The organism is Agromyces sp. PvR057 (genome assembly GCF_040547485.1).
Lineage (GTDB): Bacteria > Actinomycetota > Actinomycetes > Actinomycetales > Microbacteriaceae > Agromyces.
In genome coordinates this window covers 711,515-731,112 of the sequence record NZ_JBEPPT010000001.1, presented here as the reverse complement: position 1 = coordinate 731,112, position 19,598 = coordinate 711,515, and the positions used below count along the sequence as shown (strand labels likewise).

24 protein-coding genes are annotated in these 19,598 nt (G+C 71.9%); 12 read left to right on the top strand and 12 right to left on the bottom strand.

The features are described 5' to 3' along the window. Nucleotides 1-11: 11 nt before the first annotated feature. From ABIC29_RS03260 to ABIC29_RS03250, 3 genes are all read left to right on the top strand, one after another. On the top strand, nucleotides 12-587 hold the full coding sequence (locus ABIC29_RS03260) for a dienelactone hydrolase family protein (protein WP_116080824.1): 576 nt from the start codon (nucleotides 12-14) through the stop codon (nucleotides 585-587). Nucleotides 588-683: 96 nt separating this feature from the next. Then, on the top strand, nucleotides 684-1,055 hold the full coding sequence (locus ABIC29_RS03255) for a hypothetical protein (RefSeq protein ID WP_116080823.1): 372 nt from the start codon (nucleotides 684-686) through the stop codon (nucleotides 1,053-1,055). Nucleotides 1,056-1,058: 3 nt separating this feature from the next. Beyond that, complete coding sequence (locus tag ABIC29_RS03250; RefSeq protein WP_116080822.1) at nucleotides 1,059-1,715, top strand: CatA-like O-acetyltransferase; 657 nt, start codon at nucleotides 1,059-1,061, stop codon at nucleotides 1,713-1,715. Between the two features lie 12 nt (nucleotides 1,716-1,727). Here ABIC29_RS03250 and budA read toward each other — a convergent pair whose 3' ends face one another. Beyond that, a complete protein-coding gene (gene budA / locus ABIC29_RS03245) occupies nucleotides 1,728-2,435 on the bottom strand; it encodes an acetolactate decarboxylase (RefSeq protein WP_354242686.1) in 708 nt (235 codons plus the stop codon). Between the two features lie 84 nt (nucleotides 2,436-2,519). After that, nucleotides 2,520-3,413, bottom strand: a complete 894-nt coding sequence (locus tag ABIC29_RS03240; RefSeq protein WP_116080820.1) for a TerC family protein — start codon at nucleotides 3,411-3,413, stop codon at nucleotides 2,520-2,522. 101 nt (nucleotides 3,414-3,514) lie between these two features. Here ABIC29_RS03240 and ABIC29_RS03235 point away from each other — a divergent pair, with 101 nt between their 5' ends. Further along, entirely contained in the window at nucleotides 3,515-3,919 is a 405-nt protein-coding gene (locus tag ABIC29_RS03235) for a DUF6855 family protein (RefSeq protein ID WP_354242682.1), read from the top strand. Between the two features lie 29 nt (nucleotides 3,920-3,948). On the opposite strand, the gene ABIC29_RS03230 is transcribed toward ABIC29_RS03235, so the two are convergent. Next, entirely contained in the window at nucleotides 3,949-4,485 is a 537-nt protein-coding gene (locus tag ABIC29_RS03230; protein WP_354242679.1) for a dihydrofolate reductase family protein, read from the bottom strand. Nucleotides 4,486-4,591: 106 nt separating this feature from the next. Next, nucleotides 4,592-5,671, bottom strand: a complete 1,080-nt coding sequence (locus tag ABIC29_RS03225; RefSeq protein WP_158551746.1) for a winged helix DNA-binding domain-containing protein — start codon at nucleotides 5,669-5,671, stop codon at nucleotides 4,592-4,594. A 95-nt stretch (nucleotides 5,672-5,766) separates the two neighbouring features. Between ABIC29_RS03225 and ABIC29_RS03220 the strand changes: the two genes are divergently transcribed. The 4 genes from ABIC29_RS03220 (at nucleotide 5,767) to ABIC29_RS03205 (ending at nucleotide 7,916) form a co-directional block, all read left to right on the top strand. Next, nucleotides 5,767-6,441, top strand: coding sequence for a hypothetical protein (locus tag ABIC29_RS03220; protein WP_354242676.1), 675 nt, complete (start codon nucleotides 5,767-5,769; stop codon nucleotides 6,439-6,441). Between the two features lie 55 nt (nucleotides 6,442-6,496). Then, nucleotides 6,497-6,808, top strand: coding sequence for a hypothetical protein (locus ABIC29_RS03215; RefSeq protein ID WP_116080815.1), 312 nt, complete (start codon nucleotides 6,497-6,499; stop codon nucleotides 6,806-6,808). Nucleotides 6,809-6,833: 25 nt separating this feature from the next. After that, nucleotides 6,834-7,367, top strand: a complete 534-nt coding sequence (locus ABIC29_RS03210; protein WP_116080814.1) for an ASCH domain-containing protein — start codon at nucleotides 6,834-6,836, stop codon at nucleotides 7,365-7,367. Nucleotides 7,368-7,457: 90 nt separating this feature from the next. Further along, the gene (locus ABIC29_RS03205; RefSeq protein ID WP_354242672.1) at nucleotides 7,458-7,916 is read left to right on the top strand and encodes a nitroreductase family deazaflavin-dependent oxidoreductase; all 459 of its coding nucleotides are present in this window, start codon (nucleotides 7,458-7,460) and stop codon (nucleotides 7,914-7,916) included. A gap of 45 nt (nucleotides 7,917-7,961) precedes the next feature. On the opposite strand, the gene ABIC29_RS03200 is transcribed toward ABIC29_RS03205, so the two are convergent. Next, nucleotides 7,962-8,435 carry a cupin domain-containing protein gene (locus ABIC29_RS03200; RefSeq protein ID WP_116080813.1) on the bottom strand — a complete coding sequence of 158 codons (474 nt, stop codon included), beginning with the start codon at nucleotides 8,433-8,435 and terminating at the stop codon, nucleotides 7,962-7,964. A gap of 208 nt (nucleotides 8,436-8,643) precedes the next feature. On the opposite strand from ABIC29_RS03200, the gene ABIC29_RS03195 reads away from it, so the two are divergent. Together ABIC29_RS03195 and ABIC29_RS03190 are read left to right on the top strand one after the other, a co-directional pair. Then, a complete protein-coding gene (locus ABIC29_RS03195; protein WP_354242669.1) occupies nucleotides 8,644-9,375 on the top strand; it encodes a hypothetical protein in 732 nt (243 codons plus the stop codon). A 99-nt stretch (nucleotides 9,376-9,474) separates the two neighbouring features. Further along, nucleotides 9,475-9,945: a DUF7144 family membrane protein gene (locus tag ABIC29_RS03190; RefSeq protein ID WP_116080811.1), complete on the top strand. Its 471-nt coding sequence runs from the start codon at nucleotides 9,475-9,477 to the stop codon at nucleotides 9,943-9,945. Here the strand turns inward: ABIC29_RS03190 and ABIC29_RS03185 are convergent. Together ABIC29_RS03185 and ABIC29_RS03180 are read right to left on the bottom strand one after the other, a co-directional pair. Then, the gene (locus ABIC29_RS03185; RefSeq protein WP_354242665.1) at nucleotides 9,878-12,298 is read right to left on the bottom strand and encodes an HAD-IC family P-type ATPase; all 2,421 of its coding nucleotides are present in this window, start codon (nucleotides 12,296-12,298) and stop codon (nucleotides 9,878-9,880) included. The two genes, ABIC29_RS03190 and ABIC29_RS03185, sit on opposite strands and share 68 nt — an antisense overlap. Before the next feature lie 64 nt (nucleotides 12,299-12,362). Further along, nucleotides 12,363-13,733 (bottom strand): NAD(P)/FAD-dependent oxidoreductase, encoded by a 1,371-nt coding sequence (locus ABIC29_RS03180; RefSeq protein WP_354242663.1) that lies wholly within the window; start codon nucleotides 13,731-13,733, stop codon nucleotides 12,363-12,365. A 139-nt stretch (nucleotides 13,734-13,872) separates the two neighbouring features. Between ABIC29_RS03180 and ABIC29_RS03175 the strand changes: the two genes are divergently transcribed. Further along, the gene (locus ABIC29_RS03175; RefSeq protein WP_116080808.1) at nucleotides 13,873-14,484 is read left to right on the top strand and encodes a TetR/AcrR family transcriptional regulator; all 612 of its coding nucleotides are present in this window, start codon (nucleotides 13,873-13,875) and stop codon (nucleotides 14,482-14,484) included. A 52-nt stretch (nucleotides 14,485-14,536) separates the two neighbouring features. Here the strand turns inward: ABIC29_RS03175 and ABIC29_RS03170 are convergent, their stop codons facing one another. From ABIC29_RS03170 to ABIC29_RS03160, 3 genes are read right to left on the bottom strand one after another with little or no spacing between them, the layout of a single operon-like run. Then, entirely contained in the window at nucleotides 14,537-15,448 is a 912-nt protein-coding gene (locus ABIC29_RS03170) for a ferredoxin family protein (protein ID WP_116082296.1), read from the bottom strand. 11 nt (nucleotides 15,449-15,459) lie between these two features. Continuing rightward, nucleotides 15,460-16,698: a cupin domain-containing protein gene (locus tag ABIC29_RS03165; RefSeq protein ID WP_354242660.1), complete on the bottom strand. Its 1,239-nt coding sequence runs from the start codon at nucleotides 16,696-16,698 to the stop codon at nucleotides 15,460-15,462. Then, nucleotides 16,698-16,988, bottom strand: coding sequence for a BatC protein (locus ABIC29_RS03160; protein WP_199471290.1), 291 nt, complete (start codon nucleotides 16,986-16,988; stop codon nucleotides 16,698-16,700). The genes ABIC29_RS03165 and ABIC29_RS03160 overlap by 1 nt, the downstream gene beginning before the upstream one ends. Before the next feature lie 218 nt (nucleotides 16,989-17,206). Here ABIC29_RS03160 and ABIC29_RS03155 point away from each other — a divergent pair, with 218 nt between their 5' ends. Further along, nucleotides 17,207-17,944 carry an alpha/beta fold hydrolase gene (locus tag ABIC29_RS03155; protein ID WP_116082292.1) on the top strand — a complete coding sequence of 246 codons (738 nt, stop codon included), beginning with the start codon at nucleotides 17,207-17,209 and terminating at the stop codon, nucleotides 17,942-17,944. A 58-nt stretch (nucleotides 17,945-18,002) separates the two neighbouring features. Here the strand turns inward: ABIC29_RS03155 and ABIC29_RS03150 are convergent, their stop codons facing one another. Together ABIC29_RS03150 and ABIC29_RS03145 are read right to left on the bottom strand one after the other, a co-directional pair. Next, nucleotides 18,003-18,824, bottom strand: a complete 822-nt coding sequence (locus ABIC29_RS03150) for an alpha/beta fold hydrolase (protein ID WP_116080806.1) — start codon at nucleotides 18,822-18,824, stop codon at nucleotides 18,003-18,005. Nucleotides 18,825-19,012: 188 nt separating this feature from the next. After that, nucleotides 19,013-19,585, bottom strand: a complete 573-nt coding sequence (locus ABIC29_RS03145) for a TetR/AcrR family transcriptional regulator (protein WP_199471288.1) — start codon at nucleotides 19,583-19,585, stop codon at nucleotides 19,013-19,015. Nucleotides 19,586-19,598 lie beyond the last annotated feature (13 nt).

Below are 19,598 nucleotides of genomic sequence, written 5' to 3'. Positions count from 1 at the left end.
ACGGGGACCACATGTCAGACGTGCTGCTCTTCCACCACGCGCTCGGCCGCAACGAGGGCCTCGAGGCCTTCGCCGACGAGCTGCGGCAGGCAGGTCACACCGTGCACACGCCAGATCTCTTCGAGGGGCGCACGTTCGGCACGATCGCCGAGGGCGTCGCCTACGCGAAGGAGACCGGCTGGGACGAGATCATGGCCCGCGGCCGGCGTGCGGCCGAGGCGCTGCCGAACGAGCTCGTCTACAGCGGATTCTCGCTCGGCGTCGTGCCCGCCCAGATGCTCGCCCAGACCAGGGCGGGCGCCACGGGCGCGCTGTTCTTCTACTCCTGCCTCCCGCCCGAGGAGTTCGGCGAGTGGCCGGCGGGCCTGCCCGTGCAGATCCACGGCGCAGACGCCGACCCGATCTTCATCGACGAGGGCGACGTCGATGCCGCCCGTGAACTCGTCGGCATCGCCGATGACGCGGAGCTCTTCCTCTACCCGGGCGACCAGCACTACTTCGCCGACTCCAGCCTGCCGAGTTACGACGCCGAGGCGACCCGGCTGCTCACCGAGCGGGTGCTCGCGTTCCTCGCCCGCGTCGGCTGAGGCCCGCAGCCCGGTGCGGATGCCGCGGCGACCTGCCCGAGGCATCCGGAGGTCACATCCCCCGGGCCGTCGATCGCCGGCCGCTAGGCTGACGCCGTGATCGCCGCCATCGCCCTGACCGTCATCCTCGGAGTGCTCGCGGTGTTCCAGCTCGCGCTGGCCCTCGGCGCACCGCTCGGGCGCTTCGCGTGGGGCGGCTCGCATCGCGTGCTGCCCGCCGGGCTGCGCATCGGCAGCCTCGTGTCGATCGTCGTCTACGCGCTCATCGCCGTGCTCGCACTCGACCGGGCCGCGGTCATCGACGTCGTGCCCGATGTCGTGTCGACCGTCGGCATGTGGGTGGTGTTCGCCTACTTCGTGCTCGGCATCGTGATGAACGCGATCTCCCGCAGCAAGCCCGAGCGGTACACGATGGCCCCGATCTCGGCGATGCTCGCGGTGCTGAGCCTGATCGTCGCGGTGGGCTGAGCGATGGCCGTCCCCGTTCCCATCGACGTCGACACCTGGAACCGACGCGAGACGTTCGAGCACTACCGCAACCGCGTGCCGTGCACCTACGCGATCACGGTCGAGCTCGACGTGACGGCCTTCGCCGAGGCGCTTCGGCACTCGTCGCGCAAGACCTACCCCGCGCAGATCTGGGCGATCGCGACGGTCGTCAACCGGTACCGCGAGTTCCGCATGGCGGTGACGGATGCCGGTGAGCCCGCGACCTGGCCCGTCGTGCACCCCGCGTTCACGGTGTTCAACCCCGAGCGCGAGACGTTCGCGGCCGTGTGGACGCCCTACGACGAGGACTTCGGTCGGTTCCACGACCGCGCCGCCGACCTGCTCGCCACCGCGTCGACCGCGACGACGATGTTCCCGCAGGGCGACCTGCCGCCCGACGCGTTCGACGTGTCGAGCCTGCCGTGGACGAGCTTCACCGGCTTCACGCTGCAGATCGACGGAGGCAGCGGCCACCTGCTGCCGATCTTCACGCTCGGTCGCCACGTCGAGCGCGACGGCCGCACGATGCTGCCGCTGGCGGTGCAGATCCACCACGCGGCCGCCGACGGCTTCCACACGTCGCGGCTCGTGCGAGAGCTCGAGCAGTTGCTCGCCGATCCGCGCTGGGTGGACGCCTGACCGCGAGCGACGTCAGGCCGCGTCGGCCCCGCCGCCCTCGACGGCGACGATGCGATGGTCGTCGGCGTGCGTGAGCTCGGTGCGCAGGAACAGCTCGTCGGTCGGCAGCCGCAGCTCGAAGCGCGCGTAGGGCGCGACGCGGAGGTCGCCGTGCTCGACCTCGAGGTCGAGCACGTGCCCGCCGACGCTGCGATCCTCGCTGAGGAAGTGCAGGTGCAGCCCAGCGACGGCGATGCCCTGGTAGATCGCGGGGGTCCAGAACCCGACGAGGGTGCCCCGGATGTCGCGCACGACCGTCTCGACCTGTCGGCTCGTCACCTCGGCGAGCGGCGGCAACGGGCGGTGCTGGCGCGAAGTCACCCGCACGCGCACGTGCGCGAGCACCCCGTCGAAGCGCACGGCGTGGAACAGGTTGCGACTCACGAGCTTCGCCTCGACGCCGGCCGTGAAGCCGGCGAGGTCGCGGCCTCGCACGACGACCCCGGCGAGCACCGGGAAGCGGCACACGATCGCGAACGGCAGCACCTCGTCGTCGAGCATCGAGACCGGCGCGTTCTCGACCGTGCACTCGATGACGGCACCGTCGAGGATGACGACCTCGCCGCCCAGGTGGTCGACGCAGCCGAGGCCGAAGTCGCCGAGCGTTCGCGCCTCCGAGACCCGGATACCCGACTCGTATGCACCCGCCAGCAGCGCATCGAGCACCGCGAACTGCGTCACGGCTGAACCTGGCACGAGCGACGGAGTCCTCATTGTTGGAGCGTACTCCCGGGGTCGCGCGCCACGCGGCTCCCCGTCGAAGGGTCAGCCGAGCCCGGCGCGCTCCTCCGCGGCATCCGCTTCGCCCTCGACCGGTCGGCTCGACAGGCCGACCGAACCCGCACCGGCCCCCTTGGAGAGCGCGGCCGCGACCGCGACCGACTCGTCGACGTCGGGGTACTGCGGGCGGAGGTGCACGGCCTCCTGGCGCTTCTGCTCGCGCTTGGCCTTGCGACCGGACGCGACGAGGTTCAGCGCCTCGACGAGGATCGCGAACGCCATGGGCGCATAGATGAGCGCCTTGTCGATGTGCACGCCGAAGCCCTCGGCGATGAGGAACACGCCGATGAGCAGCAGGAACGAGAGCGCGAGCATCTTCACCGTGGGGTGGCGGTTGACGAACGTGAAGATGAACCGCGACGCGAACAGCATGATGCCGAACGAGAGCACCACGACCGTCACGATGACGAGGAGGTTCTCGGTCATGCCGACGGCGGTGATGACGGAGTCGAGCGAGAAGACGATGTCGAGCAGCAGGATCTGGATGAGCACCGAGCCGAACGTGATGCGCTTCGGTGCGGCACCGTGCTCCTCTTCGGCGCCCTCGAGCTTGTGGTGGATCTCGGTGACCGCCTTGTAGACGAGGAACAGCCCGCCCGCGATCAGGATGAAGTCCTTCACCGAGAAGCCCATGCCGAACCAGACGACGACGTCCTCCTTCAGCGTGATGATCCACCCCGCGAAGAAGACGAGGATCACGCGGATCACCATGGCCAGGGTGAGGCCGAGGTTGCGGGCCCGCGCCTGCTGCTCCTTCGGCAGCTTCGACGCGAGGATCGAGATGAAGATGACGTTGTCGACGCCGAGCACGATCTCGAGCACGAAGAGCGTCACGAACACGGCGATCAGGTCGGGCGTGAAGGCGAAGGAGAAGTCCACGCGCCCAATCGTAGAGGGAGGGGCCCGGCCGCGCCGCAGGTGGCCGCTTCGAAGCGGCCGGCGTAGCATCGGCCCGCCCCGCTGCGCGATCGGAGGACGCCATGACCGGCACCGGAACCGCCGAGGATCCGTGGCAGCTCACCACGGCATCGGGCACCAGCACGTACACGATGCACCGCGACGAGTCGTCCGATCCGCCGGTGCTCGTGTGCCAGGTCGGGTCGACGACGTTGAAGTACCGCCTCAGCGCGATCGACGATCTCGTCGCCTGGTTGCGCGAGCAGGGCGACTGGGTCGACCTCGGTGCCGCCGACGAGCAGAAGCCCGCGCAGCCCGGCACGGTCGAGGCATGGGGTCGCGACGAGGCGAATCCCGTCGGTGGGTGGTACGGACTCCGCAAGGGCTACCGCGGCAGGTTCGGCATGTACCTGCCACCGCTGCTCGAGGCGCTCGGGCTCGCCGAACTCACGCATGAGAAGCGCAACAACCGGGTTCGCGCGGTCTGAGCATCACCCGATGGCCGGCGACCGCCGAGCTACTCGGTCGGCGGCGCCGGCGCGTACCTCGCCGCGATGACGCCCGACTCGTACGCTTCGACCGAGAGCAGACGGAGCCCGACCGGATGCGGCGAGCGCAGCCGGTCCTTCGCGTTGCCGACGATGAACGGGTGGATGCCCGCGTGCACCTCGTCGACGAGCCCGGCGTCGACCAGCGTCGCGGCGAGTTGCCCGTAGCCGTGCGAGATGAGCGAGTCGTACCGATCGCGCAGCCCTCGCACGGCTTCGGCCGCGTCGCCCTCGATGAGCGTCGCGTTCCAGTCGAGCGGGCCCTTCAGCGTCGTCGAGGCCACGTACTTGGGCAGCGCGTTGTAGTGCGCCGCGAAGCCGCGGTCGTCGACCTGCTTCGGCCAGTACTCGCGGAAGAACTCGTAGCTCTCGCGGCCGAGCAGCACCGCGTCGGCGCCGAAGACGAGCCGGTCGGAGGCCCGCTCCAGCCCGGGGTCATGCTCGTCGAACCAGTGCTCCATCTGGTCGAAGACCCCGTCGAGCGTCATGTCGAATGAGATCGTCACGGTTCCCATGCCTTCCAGCATGCGCCGGTGGGCGACGGATGTCACGGTCCGGCGCACTCGGACGCGTCGACGCTTGCGCGGGGTGCGCCGGCACCGACCGTCAGGGTCAGGCGTCGAGTTCGACCTTCGCCTCGAGGCCGAGGTACGCGCCGTAGCGGTCTGCCGCCTCCTGAACGGCGTCGACCTCCCGCGGTCGGAGCGGTCGGTATGGCCGCACCGCGAACCTGACGGAGGACGCGGTGAGCGTCCGTTTCATGGCGGCGACGAGCTGTCCGTCGACGAGGGCCATGCCGATCGCGGCCTCGCGAGCTCGTGGCACGACGCCATCGGCATCGAGCACCCAGCGCGAGTCCTGGTATCCGCGGTACATCTCGTCGAGCACCTGCAGCAGGTGTCCGGCCGGCCCGTCATCCGTCGGCGGCGCGGATGTCGGCAGGTCGCCGCTCGCATGCCAGTACGTGCGTCCGTCGTGCTCGAAGGAGTCGAGCCGGTCGCCTACGGCCGCGATGCCTCTGCGCACGTCGGTCACGGTGAGGGTGGCCCAGTATGCGAGGTCGCGCTCCGTCGCGGGCCCGTGCGCGGTGAAGTACCGCAGCGCCAGCTCGGCGAGCGCCTCATCGTGGTCGAGACGGCGCGGGTCGGGCACGCGATCGGCGAGGAGCGCGTACGTGTGCTCGCCGTCGCGCGGTGCGCCGCTGCACACCAGGCCGAGCACTTCGAGCCGCCCGAGCAGCAGCATGAGCTGCTGGCCCGTGAGCTCCTCACCTCGTTCGGCGAGCGCAGCGGCGACCTCCGGACGCGTCCGATCGGGCGATTCGGCGAGCATCGCCACGACCGCGTCGCCGAGCGCGTCGACCCGGTCGGCGATGGGCTGCAACTGCTGCTCGAAGATCGGCATCACCCGCGGCCTCGTGAGTTCCTGCAGCCAGAGCGCGTCGTCGGCGTGCACGTAGTGCCAGGTCGAGCGCAGCACGTGCAGGCGCAGCACCCGACCGTCGGCGAGCGCGCCGGCGAGGTCGTCCCGGGCGGGCGAGGCCGTGCGGGTCGCGACCGCCCATGCCGACTGCGATGCGTTCTCGGCCTGCACGGCGCCGAGCGCCCGCACGACGTCCTCGGCCGTCCCCGACGGCGCCACGAGTCGCTGCGCGTGCAGGCGTCGACGGGCGATGTCGCGATCGGTGGTCACCCTCGCAGCGTATTCGGCCGCGCGGTCGGTGAATACCCGGATGCCGCGAAGCTCGTCGCGGCGTACCGTCATCAGCGTTCCACCGAGGAGGAGCCATGAGCGAGCGCACCGTCGCCGAGCCGGGCGACACGGACACGAGATGGATGACGCGGCGAGCCCGCTGGACGCACATCGCCGTCGGAGCGGCCGCAGGCCTCGCCTGGGCCGGCGCCCTGCGCGCGTGGATGGCCGAGCTCAGCGGACCAGCGTCGTCGTTCTCATGGGGCACGTTCGAGGGCGTGCTGCTGCCCGGGCTGCTCGTCGGGGCGGCGTTCGGCTGGGCCTCGGGCGTCGGCCCCGCGGCATCCGTTCGCGAACGACGGATGCTGCGATGGTGCGCCGCAGCCCCCCTGGCGTTCGCGATCGCGCCGATGCTGCGGCCCGGCGCCCTGGCCGATTTCCTCCAGGAGGGTCTCGGCGGCGGAGCGGTGCTCGTGGCGCTCACCGCGATCGGCGGCGGCTACGCGCTCGGCGGCGGGCGCCCGCTCTGGACTCGGATCGTCTGCGGGGTACTCGCGTTCGGCATCTCGCTCGCCGGGGCTCTGTTGACCGGCCCGTTGCTGCGCGGCAGTGCGCTCGCGCTCACGACGCCGCGCGGCGCCTGGCTCGCGGCCTTCGACCTCGCCCTCATGTGCACGCTCGTCGTCGCCTCGGCCATCCCGTTCCGCCGGCTCTCCCGATCGTCTCCGCGGCGGCTAGCCTTGGCCGGGGCGCACGACGAACGGGAGTGACGATGCACGAGCAGTCGACGCGGCACGGCGGGCGCGCACACGCACCGGCCGATCGGTGACGGGCCCCGACGCGAGGCCGACCCGCCGCATCGAACTGACCCTGCACCGGCCGTGGTACGCGCTCTACTGGGGCATCAGGCCGACCCTCGTCATCGGCGAGCGCGGGCAGCCCGCGCAGTGGGGCGTCGGCACCTGGCAGGTCGCCGCCGAAGAGAACGTGATCGTCGGCGTCTACCTCTTCAACCGCGTCTGGCGCTTCGGGCAGGCGGAGGTCGCGCTCGAGCCGCAGCACGCCCCGGCGCTCACCTACCGGGCACCCGCGCTACCGTTCCTGCGCGGGCGGATCCGTGCAAGCGAACCGGGCTGAATCCGCGCCTGCAAGACTGGCTCGCATGGAGACTCCCCCCACCGACACGTCCGCCGCCGGCCTCGCCGACAACGCCCCGGTCGATCGTTCTGCCGCGGCCGGACTGTGGGAGGCCTATCGCGCCGCTCGCCCTGAACTGGCGACCGACGCCGAGCCGCCCTCGGTGGAGCAGTTCGGCGATCATCCGGAGCTCACCGACGAACTCCTCGGCCTCGTGATCGAGGGGCCGAAGCGGGCGACCGCCTCGCTCGTCGCCGAGTTCGCGGCCGAGGGCGAGCCGCTGCCGCGCGTCGGCAGCCACTGGATCGCGTGCGACTCGACCGGGCGCCCCCGAGCCATCCTGCGCAGCACCGAACTCCGCCTCGCCGTCATCGACGAGGTGGACGAGTCGTTCGCATACGACGAGGGCGAGGGCGATCGCACGCTCGCGTGGTGGCGCGACGGCCACGAGCGATATTGGCGGCGTGCGACCGCCCGCCTCGGATTCGAGTGGTCACCCGACCTCGAGATCGTGCTCGAACGCTTCGACGTCGTGTGGCCGGCCGAGATCGCCGACTGAGGCATCGGCTCGCAACCCCTTGAACTCCGGCGGGCCGAGGGCGAGACTGCCGAGGACGCGAAGCGCACGATCGCTGACCGGGAGGACGCGATGACCGAGCAGCACGCCCCCAAGAAGTACGAGCCGAACGCCGCCATGAAGGCCGCGAACTCCATGATGCGCGTCCTCGCGCGCGCCGGGCTGATCCCGAAGACGTCGGTGCTCTCGGTGCGCGGGCGCAAGAGCGGCGAACTGCGCTCGACGCCCGTCACCCCGATCGAGGTCGGCGGATCGGTGTGGCTCGTCTCCCCGTACGGCACGGTCGGGTGGGTGCACAACGTGCGCGCTGCAGGCGAGGTCCGGCTCTCGCGCGGGCGCGCGAGCCGGCGGTTCACCACCCGCGAGGCGGTGCCCTCCGAGGCCGGCCCGGTGCTGAAGCGCTACGTCGCGGTCGCGCCGCTCGTGCTGCCCTACTTCACGGCGAAGCCCGACGGCCCCGCAGCGGCGTTCGCGGCGGAGGCCGCTCGGCATCCGGTCTTCGAGCTCACGATGGTCGACGAGGCCCGGTAGCCCGAGCCAGCCGCCCCCGCGGCCGACGAGTGCGACGCCTCCGGCTCAGGCGTGCTCGTCGGGCTTGCCCTCCTCTGGCTCGACGGCCCACGTCGGCGGCTCGTCGACGCCGGACTCCTCGTCGCGGTCGGCGTCGGCCTTCGTCGCCTGCACGATGCCGGCAGCGTGGTGCACGGGCGCGTAGACCACGTAGAGGCGCATCGGCTCGTCGCCGATGTTCTCGACGTCGTGCCACGTGCCGGCCGGCACCTGGATGCTCCACCCGTCGGAGACCTCCTGCTGGATCGGGAGGTCGTGCTCCGACGGCCCCATCTTCACGCGACCACGACCCGCGTCGAGGCGCAGGAACTGGTCGGTCTCGGGGTGCGCCTCCAGTCCGATCGACTCCCCCACGGGAATCGACATCAGCGTCACCTGGAGGTACTTGCCACTCCAGGCGACGGTCCGGTAGGTCTCGTTCTGCTTCGTCGCCGACTCGAGGTCGAACACGTTCGGCTGAGGTCCGTTGTCGATCGTCATGCCCCGAAGCTATTCCGGATGCCGCGGCGCGGCCACCCCTTGCGCTCCACGCGTGCACGGTGCGATAACGGTCCCGCAACCTCAGGGCTCGCCCTGATCCTCCGATCGCGACGAACCCCTACGTTTGGCGAACCAACGGCCGTCGGTGCACCAATCGCCTCGGCCTCCACCAGCCGGCGCCCCACCGCCGTTCCCGAATCGGAGCATCATGCACCTCGCCGTCCGTCGTTCCTCCGCCGCACTGGCGGCCGCCGCCGTACTCGTGCTCTCGGGCTGCGCGTTCGGCTCGACCACGACGTCCGGCGCCGGAGCCCCCGAATCGCCCGCGCCCGCCTCGAGCACTCCGACCGCGACCGTCGCCGCCGACCCGCTGACGACCGTGACCGAGATCGTCGTGCGCCCCGAGCAGCTGGACCTGCTCGATGCCGGCGGCGCCGTGGTCGCGACGCTCCCGTACGACGCCGAGACCGCCGACTTCGTCGGGGCGCTCACGACCGTGCTGGCCGGGGAGCCCCAGCAAGCCGACCTCGCCGGCGGCATGGAGCGCGCCCCGTGGACCGAGTACGCCTGGGCGGGCGTGGTGGTCGAGGACGACCACGAAGACCAGGTGCCGACGGAGAACGGCGCGGTCTACGGACCCATCGAGCTGAACCTGGCCGTTCGCCTCACCGCGCCCGTCGTCGGCGACGGCGTGATCGTGCGGACCGTGAACGGATTCCAGCCGGGCGGCGACGCGCAGGCGCTCGCGGCCGAGCTCGGCGAGCCATGGACCGGCAACGGATACGACCAGGTGCGGGTCGAGTCCGGCGAGCCGATCGGCGAACCGCAGGCCGGGCTGGAGTACGAGAACGCCTACTCGGTCGCGGTGAACACGTGGGAGCACGACGGGGCCACGAACTGGATCCTGGCCCCGTGGAACTTCGGCATCGGCCACGTCTGAGTTCGGGCGCGGATGCCGCGGCAGCCGAATACTCGCACCGGCGACGTCTCGAGACTCGGCGCTCGACCCGACCGCCTCGGCACGGCTAGGGTCACCCGTATGACCGAGCAGTCCGAGGGCACGACGGCGGAACCGTCGCAGGCGCCCGAGCCCTCGCAACCGGCTCCGCATCGCCCGCCCGCCGAACTCCTCGCCGCGGTCGTGCTCGGCTACCTCAACGGCGTCACGCAGATCATCGCGGGCATCGCCCTGATGTTCAGCCGCTACCTGCCCGACACGTCGGAGACCGAGCGTCTCGTCATCACCGTCGTGGGAGCCTGCACGGTGCTGCTCGGGCTGTTCATGATCACGATCGCCTCCGGCCTCACGCGGGGCCGGCGCGACGCCAGGGTGCTCGTGACGGTGCTGCTCGGCATCGCGCTCGCGCTCGACGTCGTGAGCCTCATCGCCTCGCCCGACCAGTGGTTCGTCATCGCCGAACTCGTGCTCGCGGCATCCGCCGTCACGGTGTTGTGGACGGGTCGAACCGCGCGGTTCTTCGCACGTAGCGCAGGTGCGCGAACCGGATGACCTCGATCAGCCCGATGCTCACGACCGACACGATGAGCACGAGCGCTGCGGTGACGATCGACGGATCCTCGAACATGAGGAACTCCGTGACCAACGGCACCGAGTACACGAGGATCAGGCCGAGCATCATCGACCCGATGATGAGGATCCTCCAGCCGTCGATCGGGCGCGAGAGCACCGTGAGGATCCAGAGGCCGATGATCGTCAGCAGGAGGGTCGATCCGGTGCGCAGCTCGTCCTGCCCGATGCCGGCCTGCGTCGCGAGCCAGCTGTAGGCGAACACCCCGAGCGCGACCACGACGCCGGCCGGGATCGCGAAGCTCAGCGAGCGCCGCAGGAACCCCGGCACGTAGCGCCTGGCGTTCGGCATGAGCGCGAGGAAGAAGGCGGGCAGGCCGATCGTGAGGCCGTCGACGACCGAGAGCTGGCGCGGCAGGAACGGGAACTCGAGGATGAACGCGCCGAACAGCACCGCGAGCCCGGCAGCCCACACGGTCTTCGTGAGGAACAGCATCGAGACGCGTTCGATGTTCGCGATGACCTGCCTCCCCTCGGCGACCACGCGCGGCAGGTGCGAGAACCGCCCGTCGAGCAGCACGATGCGCGCGACCGCCTTGGTCGCCGACGCCCCCGACTCCATGGCGATGCCGATGTCGGCCTCCTTGATCGCGAGCGCGTCGTTCACGCCGTCGCCGGTCATCGCGACCGTGCGCCCGGCCTGCTTCAGGGCGACGACGATCGCCTTCTTCTGCTGCGGCGTGACCCGGCCGAACACGAGGGTGTGCTCGAGCACCTCGGCGAGCTCGGCCGGGTCCTCCGGCAGCCGGCGCGCGTCGAATCCCGTGGGCGCGTCGAGGCCCACGCTGCGGGCGATGGCGGCGACCGTGTCGGGGTTGTCGCCCGAGATGATGCGCACGTCGACGCCCTGGTCGGCGAAGTAGGCGAGGGTCTCGGCGGCATCCGACCTGATGCGCTCGCGGAACGTGACGAGCGCGACCGGCTCGAGGTCGCCCGGCAGGGATTCGGCGTCCTCGTCGAGCGGCTCGCGGCCGTGCGCGAGCACGAGGGTGCGGAGTCCGGATGCCGCGAGCTCGCGCGAATCCCCGGAGAGCCGGTCGTCGGGGAAGACCATCTCGGGCCCGCCGAGCACCCAGCTGCCCGAGGCATCCGTGCCCTCCGCGAAGGCGACGGCGCTCCACTTGCGTGCGGACGAGAACGGGATGCGTGCGACCGGCGCCGCGTCCGGCGCCTGGTCGTACGGCTCGGCGAGGCAGCGGGCGGTGGCGTTCGCGTCGGGCTCGCTGCCGTACCAGGCGAGCACGCGACGCCAGCCCCTCGGCCCGCCGTCGGAGCCCGTTGCCGCGGCACCGAGGGGGTGCTCGGCGTCGAAGACGATGCTGCCCTCGGTGAGCGTTCCGGTCTTGTCGAGGCAGATGAGGTCGACGCGCGCGAGCCCCTCGACGGCGGCGAGCTCCTGCACGAGCACCTGCTCCCGCGCGAGCTTCACGGCGCCGACCGCGAAGGCGATGCTCGTCATGAGCACGAGTCCGAGCGGGATCATCGCGACGAGCGCGGCGATCGTGTTCACGGCCGCCTGGCGCCAGTCGCCCGACTCGATCGCCTGCTCCCAGCCGCCGAACACGAACATCTGGGCGTTGAACACGAGCAGCGCGATCGGGCCGACGATCCACGCGACGACGCGCAGCACCTTGTCGATCGAGGACCGCAGCTCGCTCGCGACGAGCGAGAACTTCTTCGCCTCGGAGGCGAGCTTGTTCGCGAACGAGTCGGCGCCCGCGCGCACGACGACGGCCTCGCCCTCACCGGCCATGACGACCGACCCCGAGAGCACCTCATCGCCCGGCACCTTGTCGACGGCGTCGGACTCGCCCGTGAGCATCGACTCGTCGAGCTGCAGGTGGGCGGATGCCGCGACGCGGGCGTCTGCCGGAACCTGGTCGCCCGCGCGCAGCACGAGCACGTCGTCGAGCACGACCCCGGAGACGGCGACCTCGGTCACCTCGCCGTCGCGACGCACCCTCGCGTGCGGCGCGTGCAGCAGCGCGAGCTTGTCGAGCGCGGCCTTCGCGCGGAACTCCTGCACCGAGCCGATGACCGTGTTCGCGATGGCGCTGATGCCGAACAGGGCGTCCTGCCATCGGCCGAGCAGCAGCAGCACGAGGAAGCACGCGGCGATGATGCCGTTGAACAGCGTGAGCACGTTCGCGCGGATGATGCTCGCGACGCTTCGGCTCGACTGCTGCGTGAACGCGTTCGATCGGCCGTCGGCGACGCGTTCGGCCACCTCGGCGGTGGTGAGGCCGGTCGGGGTCTCGACATCCGTCGCGCTCATGTCGGGAGACTATCGCGCCGGGCCGTCCTGGCCCACGGTCACGGCGCCGGTTCGGGCGCGCCGATCAGCGCCCGGCGACGAGGTCGGCGACGTGGGCGATGGGCGCGGTCGTGCCGCGGCCCCGAAGTTCCGCGCGGTCGGCGGCGTGGTAGGCCCCGTAGATGGCCTGCACCGCGAGCCAGCGCAGCGGCTCGACCTCCCACTTGCGGGCGCGGTGGCCGACCCACGGCAGGCGGGTGAGCTCGGTCTCGCGGCCGAGCACGAGGTCGCGCAGCGTGCGTCCGGCGAGGTTCGTCGTCGTGACCCCGGTGCCGACGTATCCGCCGGCCCAGCCGAGGCCCGTCGCCCGATCGTGGCCGACCGTCGCCGCCCAGTCGCGCGGCACGCCGAGCACCCCCGACCAGGCGTGGTCGATCGCGGCATCCGATGCGGCGGGGAAGAACCGGGTGAGCAGCGCCGTCAGGCTCTCGATCGTGCGCTCCTGGGTGCGACCGTCCTGGTCGACGCGCGACCCGTAGCGATAGGGCACGCCGCGGCCGCCGAACGCGATGCGGTCGTCGGCCGTGCGCTGGGCGTACATGTAGACGTGCGCCATGTCGCCGAGCGTCTCGCGCCCCTCCCACCCGATGCGCTGCCAGACGGATGCCGCGAGCGGCTCGGTCACGATGAGCGACGAGTTCATGGGCAGCCACGTGCGGTGCTCGCCCCGCAGGTCGGGCGTGAAGCCCTCGGTCGCGCGCAGGACGTGCGCGGCGCGCACGGTGCCGTGGTCGGTGCGCGCCTCGCCCGCGCGGATGTCGGTGACGGTCGTGTTCTCGTAGATGGCGACGCCGAGCCGCTCGACCGCGCGGGCCAGGCCGAGCACGAGCTTCGCGGGGTGCACGCGCGCGCAGTGCGGATGCCAGACCCCGCCGAGGGCGCCCTCGACGTTCACGCGGGCGGCGGCCTGCGCGGCGTCGAGCAGGTCGAGGTCGGTGGCGGGCCACGCCTGCTCGGAGGCGGCGAACGCCCGCAGCCGCTCGAGCTGGGCGGGCGTGTTCGCGATGGTGAGCTCGCCGCCCTTGCGGATGTCGGCGTCGATGCCCTCGGCTTCCGCGACACGGATGACCTCGTCGACCGACTCATTGAGGGCGACCTGCTGGGCGATGGCGGCGTCGCGCCCGTGGCTCTTCGCGTACTGCTCGCGGCCGCCGGTGACCGAGTTGGTGAGCCATCCGCCGTTGCGACCCGAGGCGCCGTACCCGGCGAAGCGCCGTTCGAGCACGGCGATGCGGAGGTCGGGCTGGTCGCGCTTGAGGTAGTACGCCGCCCACAGGCCGGTGTAGCCGGCGCCGACGATCGCCACGTCCACCTGCAGGTCGCCGGGCAGGGTCGGGCGCGGTGCCGGCATGCCGACCTGCTGCAGCCAGAACGAGACGCCGCCGTTCTCCGTCATGGTGGGGCGCTCCTCGGGTGGTCGCGCGGGCGCGCCCGGTGCGGGCGTGGCATCCGTCGTGATATCTCCATGTTTTACAACAATGTTTTGAAACGTACCGCCGGTGGTGGCAGGCTGTCAATCGAGACAGGGAGGATCCGTGCCGATCGACGTCGACACCGACGAGCGCCTCGCCGACATCGCCCGCGCGACCGTCGAGGTCGCGCGCGAGCGCGGCACCCGCGCCGTGACGCTGCGCGCCGTCGCCGAGCGGCTCGGCCGCTCCACCGCGTACATCACGAACTTCGTGCCCTCGCGCGCGCACCTCATGGCGAACGCCCTCGACCATGCCCGCACCCAGTGGGACGCCGAGCGCGTCGAGCACCTCGGCGACCTCGTCGGCGTCGAACGGCTCGCGGCGCTCACGCGGTGGATGTGCACCTCCGACCCCGAGGAGAACGTGCTCCGCAGCCTCTGGATCGAGGTCATCGCAGACGTGCACGGCGCGAACCGTCGCGCCTACGAGCTCGTGCGCGGCGTGACGGATGCCACGTACGGCAAGTTCCTCGACGGAGCGGGGCACGTCGAGGTCGAGGGTGCGCCGGTCGACCGCGAGACGGCGGCGCACATCGCCGACATCCTCTACCTGTACTGCCGCGGCTACGAGGTGAAGGCCGTCGAGGACCCCGACTCGTGGACCGATGCGCGCGTGCAGGCCTCGCTCGAGGTGCTGCTGCGCACGCTCGTGTTCGACGGGCCGCGCGCGGGGTGATCATGCGGCGCGGCGTCCTGGCCCGCGCTCGATGGGGACGACCCGCCGCCCGTCAGGCGATGCCGCGCAGGCCGTACTGCCGCACCTGCACGAGTCGGGTCGCGGCGCACGTCGAGAGCAGCGGCGACGAGGCCTCCTCGACGAGGTCGACCACGATCGACCCGGCCCCGTCGGACCGGGCATCGGCGCCGGCATCGGCATCGGCGTCGGCGTCGAGACCGAGCCGCACGCGCCATCCGCCGTCCGTCGCGACCTCCTCGAGCGGCGGGTAGGCGGCGATGCGGTCGTCGCCGAGCTCCTGCCTCGCGTAGTGCTGGGCCGCCTGCGCCGGGTGGCTGAGGGCGCTGCGTCCGCGCAGCCGCCCTGGCACCACGCGGCCGTCGTCGAACGCCTCGGCGATGCGCACCGGGTCGCCGTCATCGGCGTACCCGTAGTACAGCCCGTGCGGGAACACGACCATGGTTCCGGCGAACCGGTCGCCGCCCACGTGCGAGCACTCCCACGTCTGCTCCGGTCGCGCCGCGGCGAGCGCGGCGGCGACCTCGCGTCCGCGCACCGCGCAGCAGCGGTCGTGCCGGCCGTGGGCGCACACCGCGTAGATCGGCTCGGTCGAGGGCGTGCCCGCCGACCCGTCGAGCGGGAGCTCGAGCAGGTCCGTGGCATCCGTCACCTCGCCCCAGGCGATCGACTCGGCGCCCGGCCGCGAGTCGACGATCGCCCAGCGCTGCACGGGCGGCGGGCTGCGGCGCCCCGGCCGGCGGATCGCGAGGATGCGCAGGTCGGCCGCCTCCGCACGGCGCACGAGGCTCCGGCCGAGCTCCCGATCGAAGGGCGCGTCGAGCAGCGCGTTCGGGCCCCATCCCGTCGCCACCTCGAGCAGCAGCCAGCGGATGCCGCGTGGCGCCGTGCCCGCGAGCGGATCGCTCCGTTCGCGGGCACGGTCGCTGCACGGCGCCCATGGCACGGCGGCATGCATCACGCGGGCGTCACCGCGAACCCCTCGCGCACGAGCCGCCGAGCCACCACGACCGCACTCCCGGCATCGAGGCCGGGCAGGTCGCCGACCGCGACCGGGTCGCCCTCGACGAGGCGGCGCACCGCGGGCTCGGCCTCGATCGGCAGCGACAGCGTCTTCGCGCTCGACACGATGCGCACCCGATCGCCGTCGGCCTCGACGTGCACCCGGAGCGAGCCGCGCCAGCGCACGGTCGCCGAGACGTCCAGCTCCGCGAGGGCGGCCAGCGTGGCCAGCGGCGCCAACGGCTCGGGGCGGACATCGCGCTCGAAGCGCCGCGCGAGGGCCTCGGCCGTGCCCGCGGCATCCGCTCGCCCGACGAGTTCTGACAGGGCGTCCGCGGTCTCGCGGAGGATCGCCGCAACCTGCGCCGCATCATCGAAGTCGACGCCGAGGGGCAACGAGGCCCGCAGGCGCTCGCTGTCGCCGACGCGGGCGACGAGCGCCGAGACGACGTCGGCGTGCGTGTAGGTCGACATGCCGATGGTCAGGTGCACCGAGGTGGCGTCGCCGCCGGCCGTGGCCGAGTGGATCCAGCCCCGGGGAAGGTAGAGCGCGTCGCCCGGCCGCAGCACGGCGTCGATCACGGGCTCCTCGAGCGCGGCGGCGGCGACCTGGTCGCGGTGCCCGCTCCATGGCTGCGAGCTGAGCGGGTCGACGTGCACGGGGGCGTGGATGCGCCAGTGCTTCTCGCCCGAGACCTGCAGCACGAACACGTCGTGCGTGTCGTAGTGGGGGTCGAAGCCCTGGGCCGACGGCGGCGTCACGTAGGCGTTGACCTGCACCGGATGCCGCAGCTCGTCGGCGAGCTCGCGCGTGAAGTCCATGATCGGCGGCCAGAGGCGGTGCAGCCCCTGCAACACGATCGTCGCGCCGTCGGCGAAGCGCTCGAACACGCGCTCGCTCGAGACCTGGTCGCCGACCTCGGCGCCGTACCCGCCCGACGCGGTGTACGCCGAGGCGGGGAGCACCGTGCCGTCGCGGGCCATCCGGATGAACGGCGTGCGCACGCCGCGACGCGTGATGAGCTCATCGACCGCGTCGGCGCTGAAGAGATCATCGAAGCCCGACGGCAGTTCGTCGGCACGCGAGAGGAGTGCGGTCCGCGCCCAGACCTCGTCGGCGAACCGCTGCGGCGGCACCGCGATGCAGCGCGACAGCGCGGGCCGGGACACCGACCCGCGCTCCGCTTCCGCCATTACGCCGATCCGTCGGCGCCGCCGTCGTGGCCGCCCGGGTTCGCGCCGCCGTCGGCCGTGCCCTCGCCCGCAGACCCGTCGGCACCGCCGTCATGGCCGTGCGGGTTCGCGCCGCCGTCGGCCGTGCCCTCGCCCGCGTCGGCCGACCCGTCGGCACCGCCGTCGTGACCGTGCGGGTTGGCACCACCGTCGGCAGCGCCCTCGCCGCCCCGGTCCGTCGAATTCGGCTCGGAGAGGTCCTGACGACCCTCGTCCGGTTCGAGCGTGATGTCTTCGTCTCCGATGGACATGCCATCCCCCTTCTCATCGCCGCGACCCTGCGCCGCGGCGCGCCTGCGGTCAGCGTATCGAGCGCGCCGTCCGGCGGCGACGGGTTGACAGGGGCACGTCCGAAACCGACGGGTTCCTGGCCGGTCCCGTGGAGCGCTCCCACGTCGGCCTCGCGAGGCTGGAGGCACGGCTCGTGCACACGACGCGCGAGCCCCGCCACCGAATGAAGGAGCGCTCCATGTCCACCACTCCCACGATCGTGCTCGTGCACGGCGCCTTCGCCGACGCCGCCAGTTGGGCTCCCGTCACCCGCCTCCTGCTCGACCAGGGCCACACCGTGCTCGTGCCGCCGGTCTTCAATCGCAGCCTCTCGGGCGACGCTGCATACATCCGCTCGTTCGTCGAGCAGATCGACGGACCGGTGATCCTCGCCGGCCATTCCTACGGGGGCGCGGTCATCACCGTCGCCGGTGCAGCCGAGAACGTGGTCGGCCTCGTGTACGTCGCCGGCTACGCGCTCGACGAGGGCGAGAGCCTCGGCCAGTTGCAGGGCGGATTCCCCGACTCCGACCTCGCCGCGCACCTCGTGTACGCCCCATACCCCGTCGAGGGCGGTGAGCCCGGCACGGATGTCTCGGTCGAGGCGGACGCATTCCCGGCGGTCTTCGCCGCGGGCGTCCCGAAGGAGACGGCGGAGGTGCTCGCCGTGTCGCAGCGGCCGCTCTCGGCGGTCGCCTTCGGCGAGGCGGCCTCGGTCGCGGCGTGGAAGACGACGCCGGGCTGGGGCATCGTCTCGAGCGCCGACCACACCATCAACCCCGACGTCGAGCGGTTCGGCTACTCGCGCGCCGGACTGCGCTCGGTCATCGAGCTCGACGCCCCGCACCTGGTCATGCTGACCCACCCGGCCGAGGTGGCCGGCGTCATCACGGGTGCCGTCGCCGAGCTGGCCGAGGAGGCGAAGCTCGCCTCCTGACCTGCGACGACGAGACGGCCGCACCCCGAGGGGCGCGGCCGTCTTCTGGTGCAGGGACTCAGCTCGCGATGAACTCGAGGATGTCCTGGTCCAGAGCCGCCTGGTACTCGCCCGAGATGCCGTGCGGGGCGCCGGGGTAGACCTTCAGCGTGCCGTGCTTGACGAGCTCGATGCTCTTCTGCGCGGCCGCGACGAGCGGGACGATCTGGTCGTCGTCGCCGTGCGCGAGGAAGATCGGCACGTCGAGCGCCTTGAGGTCCTCGGTGAAGTCGGTCTCGGAGAACGCCTTGATGCAGTCATAGGCTCCCTTCAACCCGACGAGCATCCCCTGGCGCCAGAAGTCGTCTCGTGCGCCCTGCGACACCGTCGACCCCTCGCGGTTCGCACCGAAGAACGGCTCCGAGAGGTCCTTGTAGAACTGCGAGCGGTCGGCGAGCACGCCGGCACGGATACCGTCGAACACCTCGATCGGCGTGCCCTCCGGGTTGGCCGGCGACTGCACCATGACCGGCGGCACCGCGCCAGCGGTCACGATCTTCGACACTCGGCCGGCACCGTGCTGCGCGGCGTAGCGGACGACCTCGCCGCCGCCCGTGGAGTGCCCGATGAGGATGAGGTCGTGCAGGTCGAGCTGCTCGACCAGCTCGGCGAGGTCGGCGGCGTACGTGTCCATGTCGTTGCCCTGCCACGGCTGGGACGAACGACCGTGTCCGCGGCGGTCGTGGGCGATCGCACGGTACCCGTGGTCGGCGAGCAGCTTGAGTTCGACGGCCCAGGCGTCCGAGCTCAGCGGCCAGCCATGGCTGAGGATCACGGGCTGCCCGGTCCCCCAGTCGGTGTAGTAGATCTGCGTGCCGTCGGATGTGGTGATGAAGGGCATGCCCAGCTCCTGTCGTGAAGGGAACCCGCGCATCCGCACGGCGGCGAGCGCGGGACGACATCCACTCTGCGCGAGGCGGCATCCGCTCGCCCCGCCTGAGCGGCCACGAAACCGGCGATCCCGGACACGATGGGCGGATGCCGCTGCGCGGCCGCCGCACGGGCCGCTTCGGGTCCCGGCGCGCGACCTCAGGCCGTCGAGAGCCGGCCGCAGTACTCGTCGGCGATGGCGCGGAGTTCGTCGACCGGCGTATTCAGCCGACTGGCCTGGATGAGGCCCTGCGAGACGAGGAGCACCTCGGCGGCCAGCACCTGCATCGACGCCCCCGGACGCCCGGCGTCGCGAAGGCGCACCTCGATCAGCGATTCCATGCGCGAGGTGGTGAGTCGGCAGAGTTCGAGCACTCTCGGCTCGCGGCTGCCGAACTCGGCGATGCTGTTGAGCATGAGGCATCCGCGCCGGTCTGGTTGCGAGGCGCAGTCGGCGACGATGGCTTCGAGGAAGGCGCGCACGGCATCGACGGGGCGGCCGGGAGCGGCCATGGCCTGGCGGACGAGCTCGACCCTGGTGAGGCAGTAGGCGTCGAGGGCGGCCACGTAGAGGCCGAGCTTGCTGCCGAATGCGGCGTACAGGCTGCCGTTGCCGAGCCCGGTCGCGTCGGCGAGATCACTGACGGAGGTGCGCTCAAAGCCCCGGCTCCAGAACACCTCGAGTGCCGCCGACGTCACCGCGGCGCCCTCGAACGTTCTCGGTCGCGACACGGGTGCCAGCCTA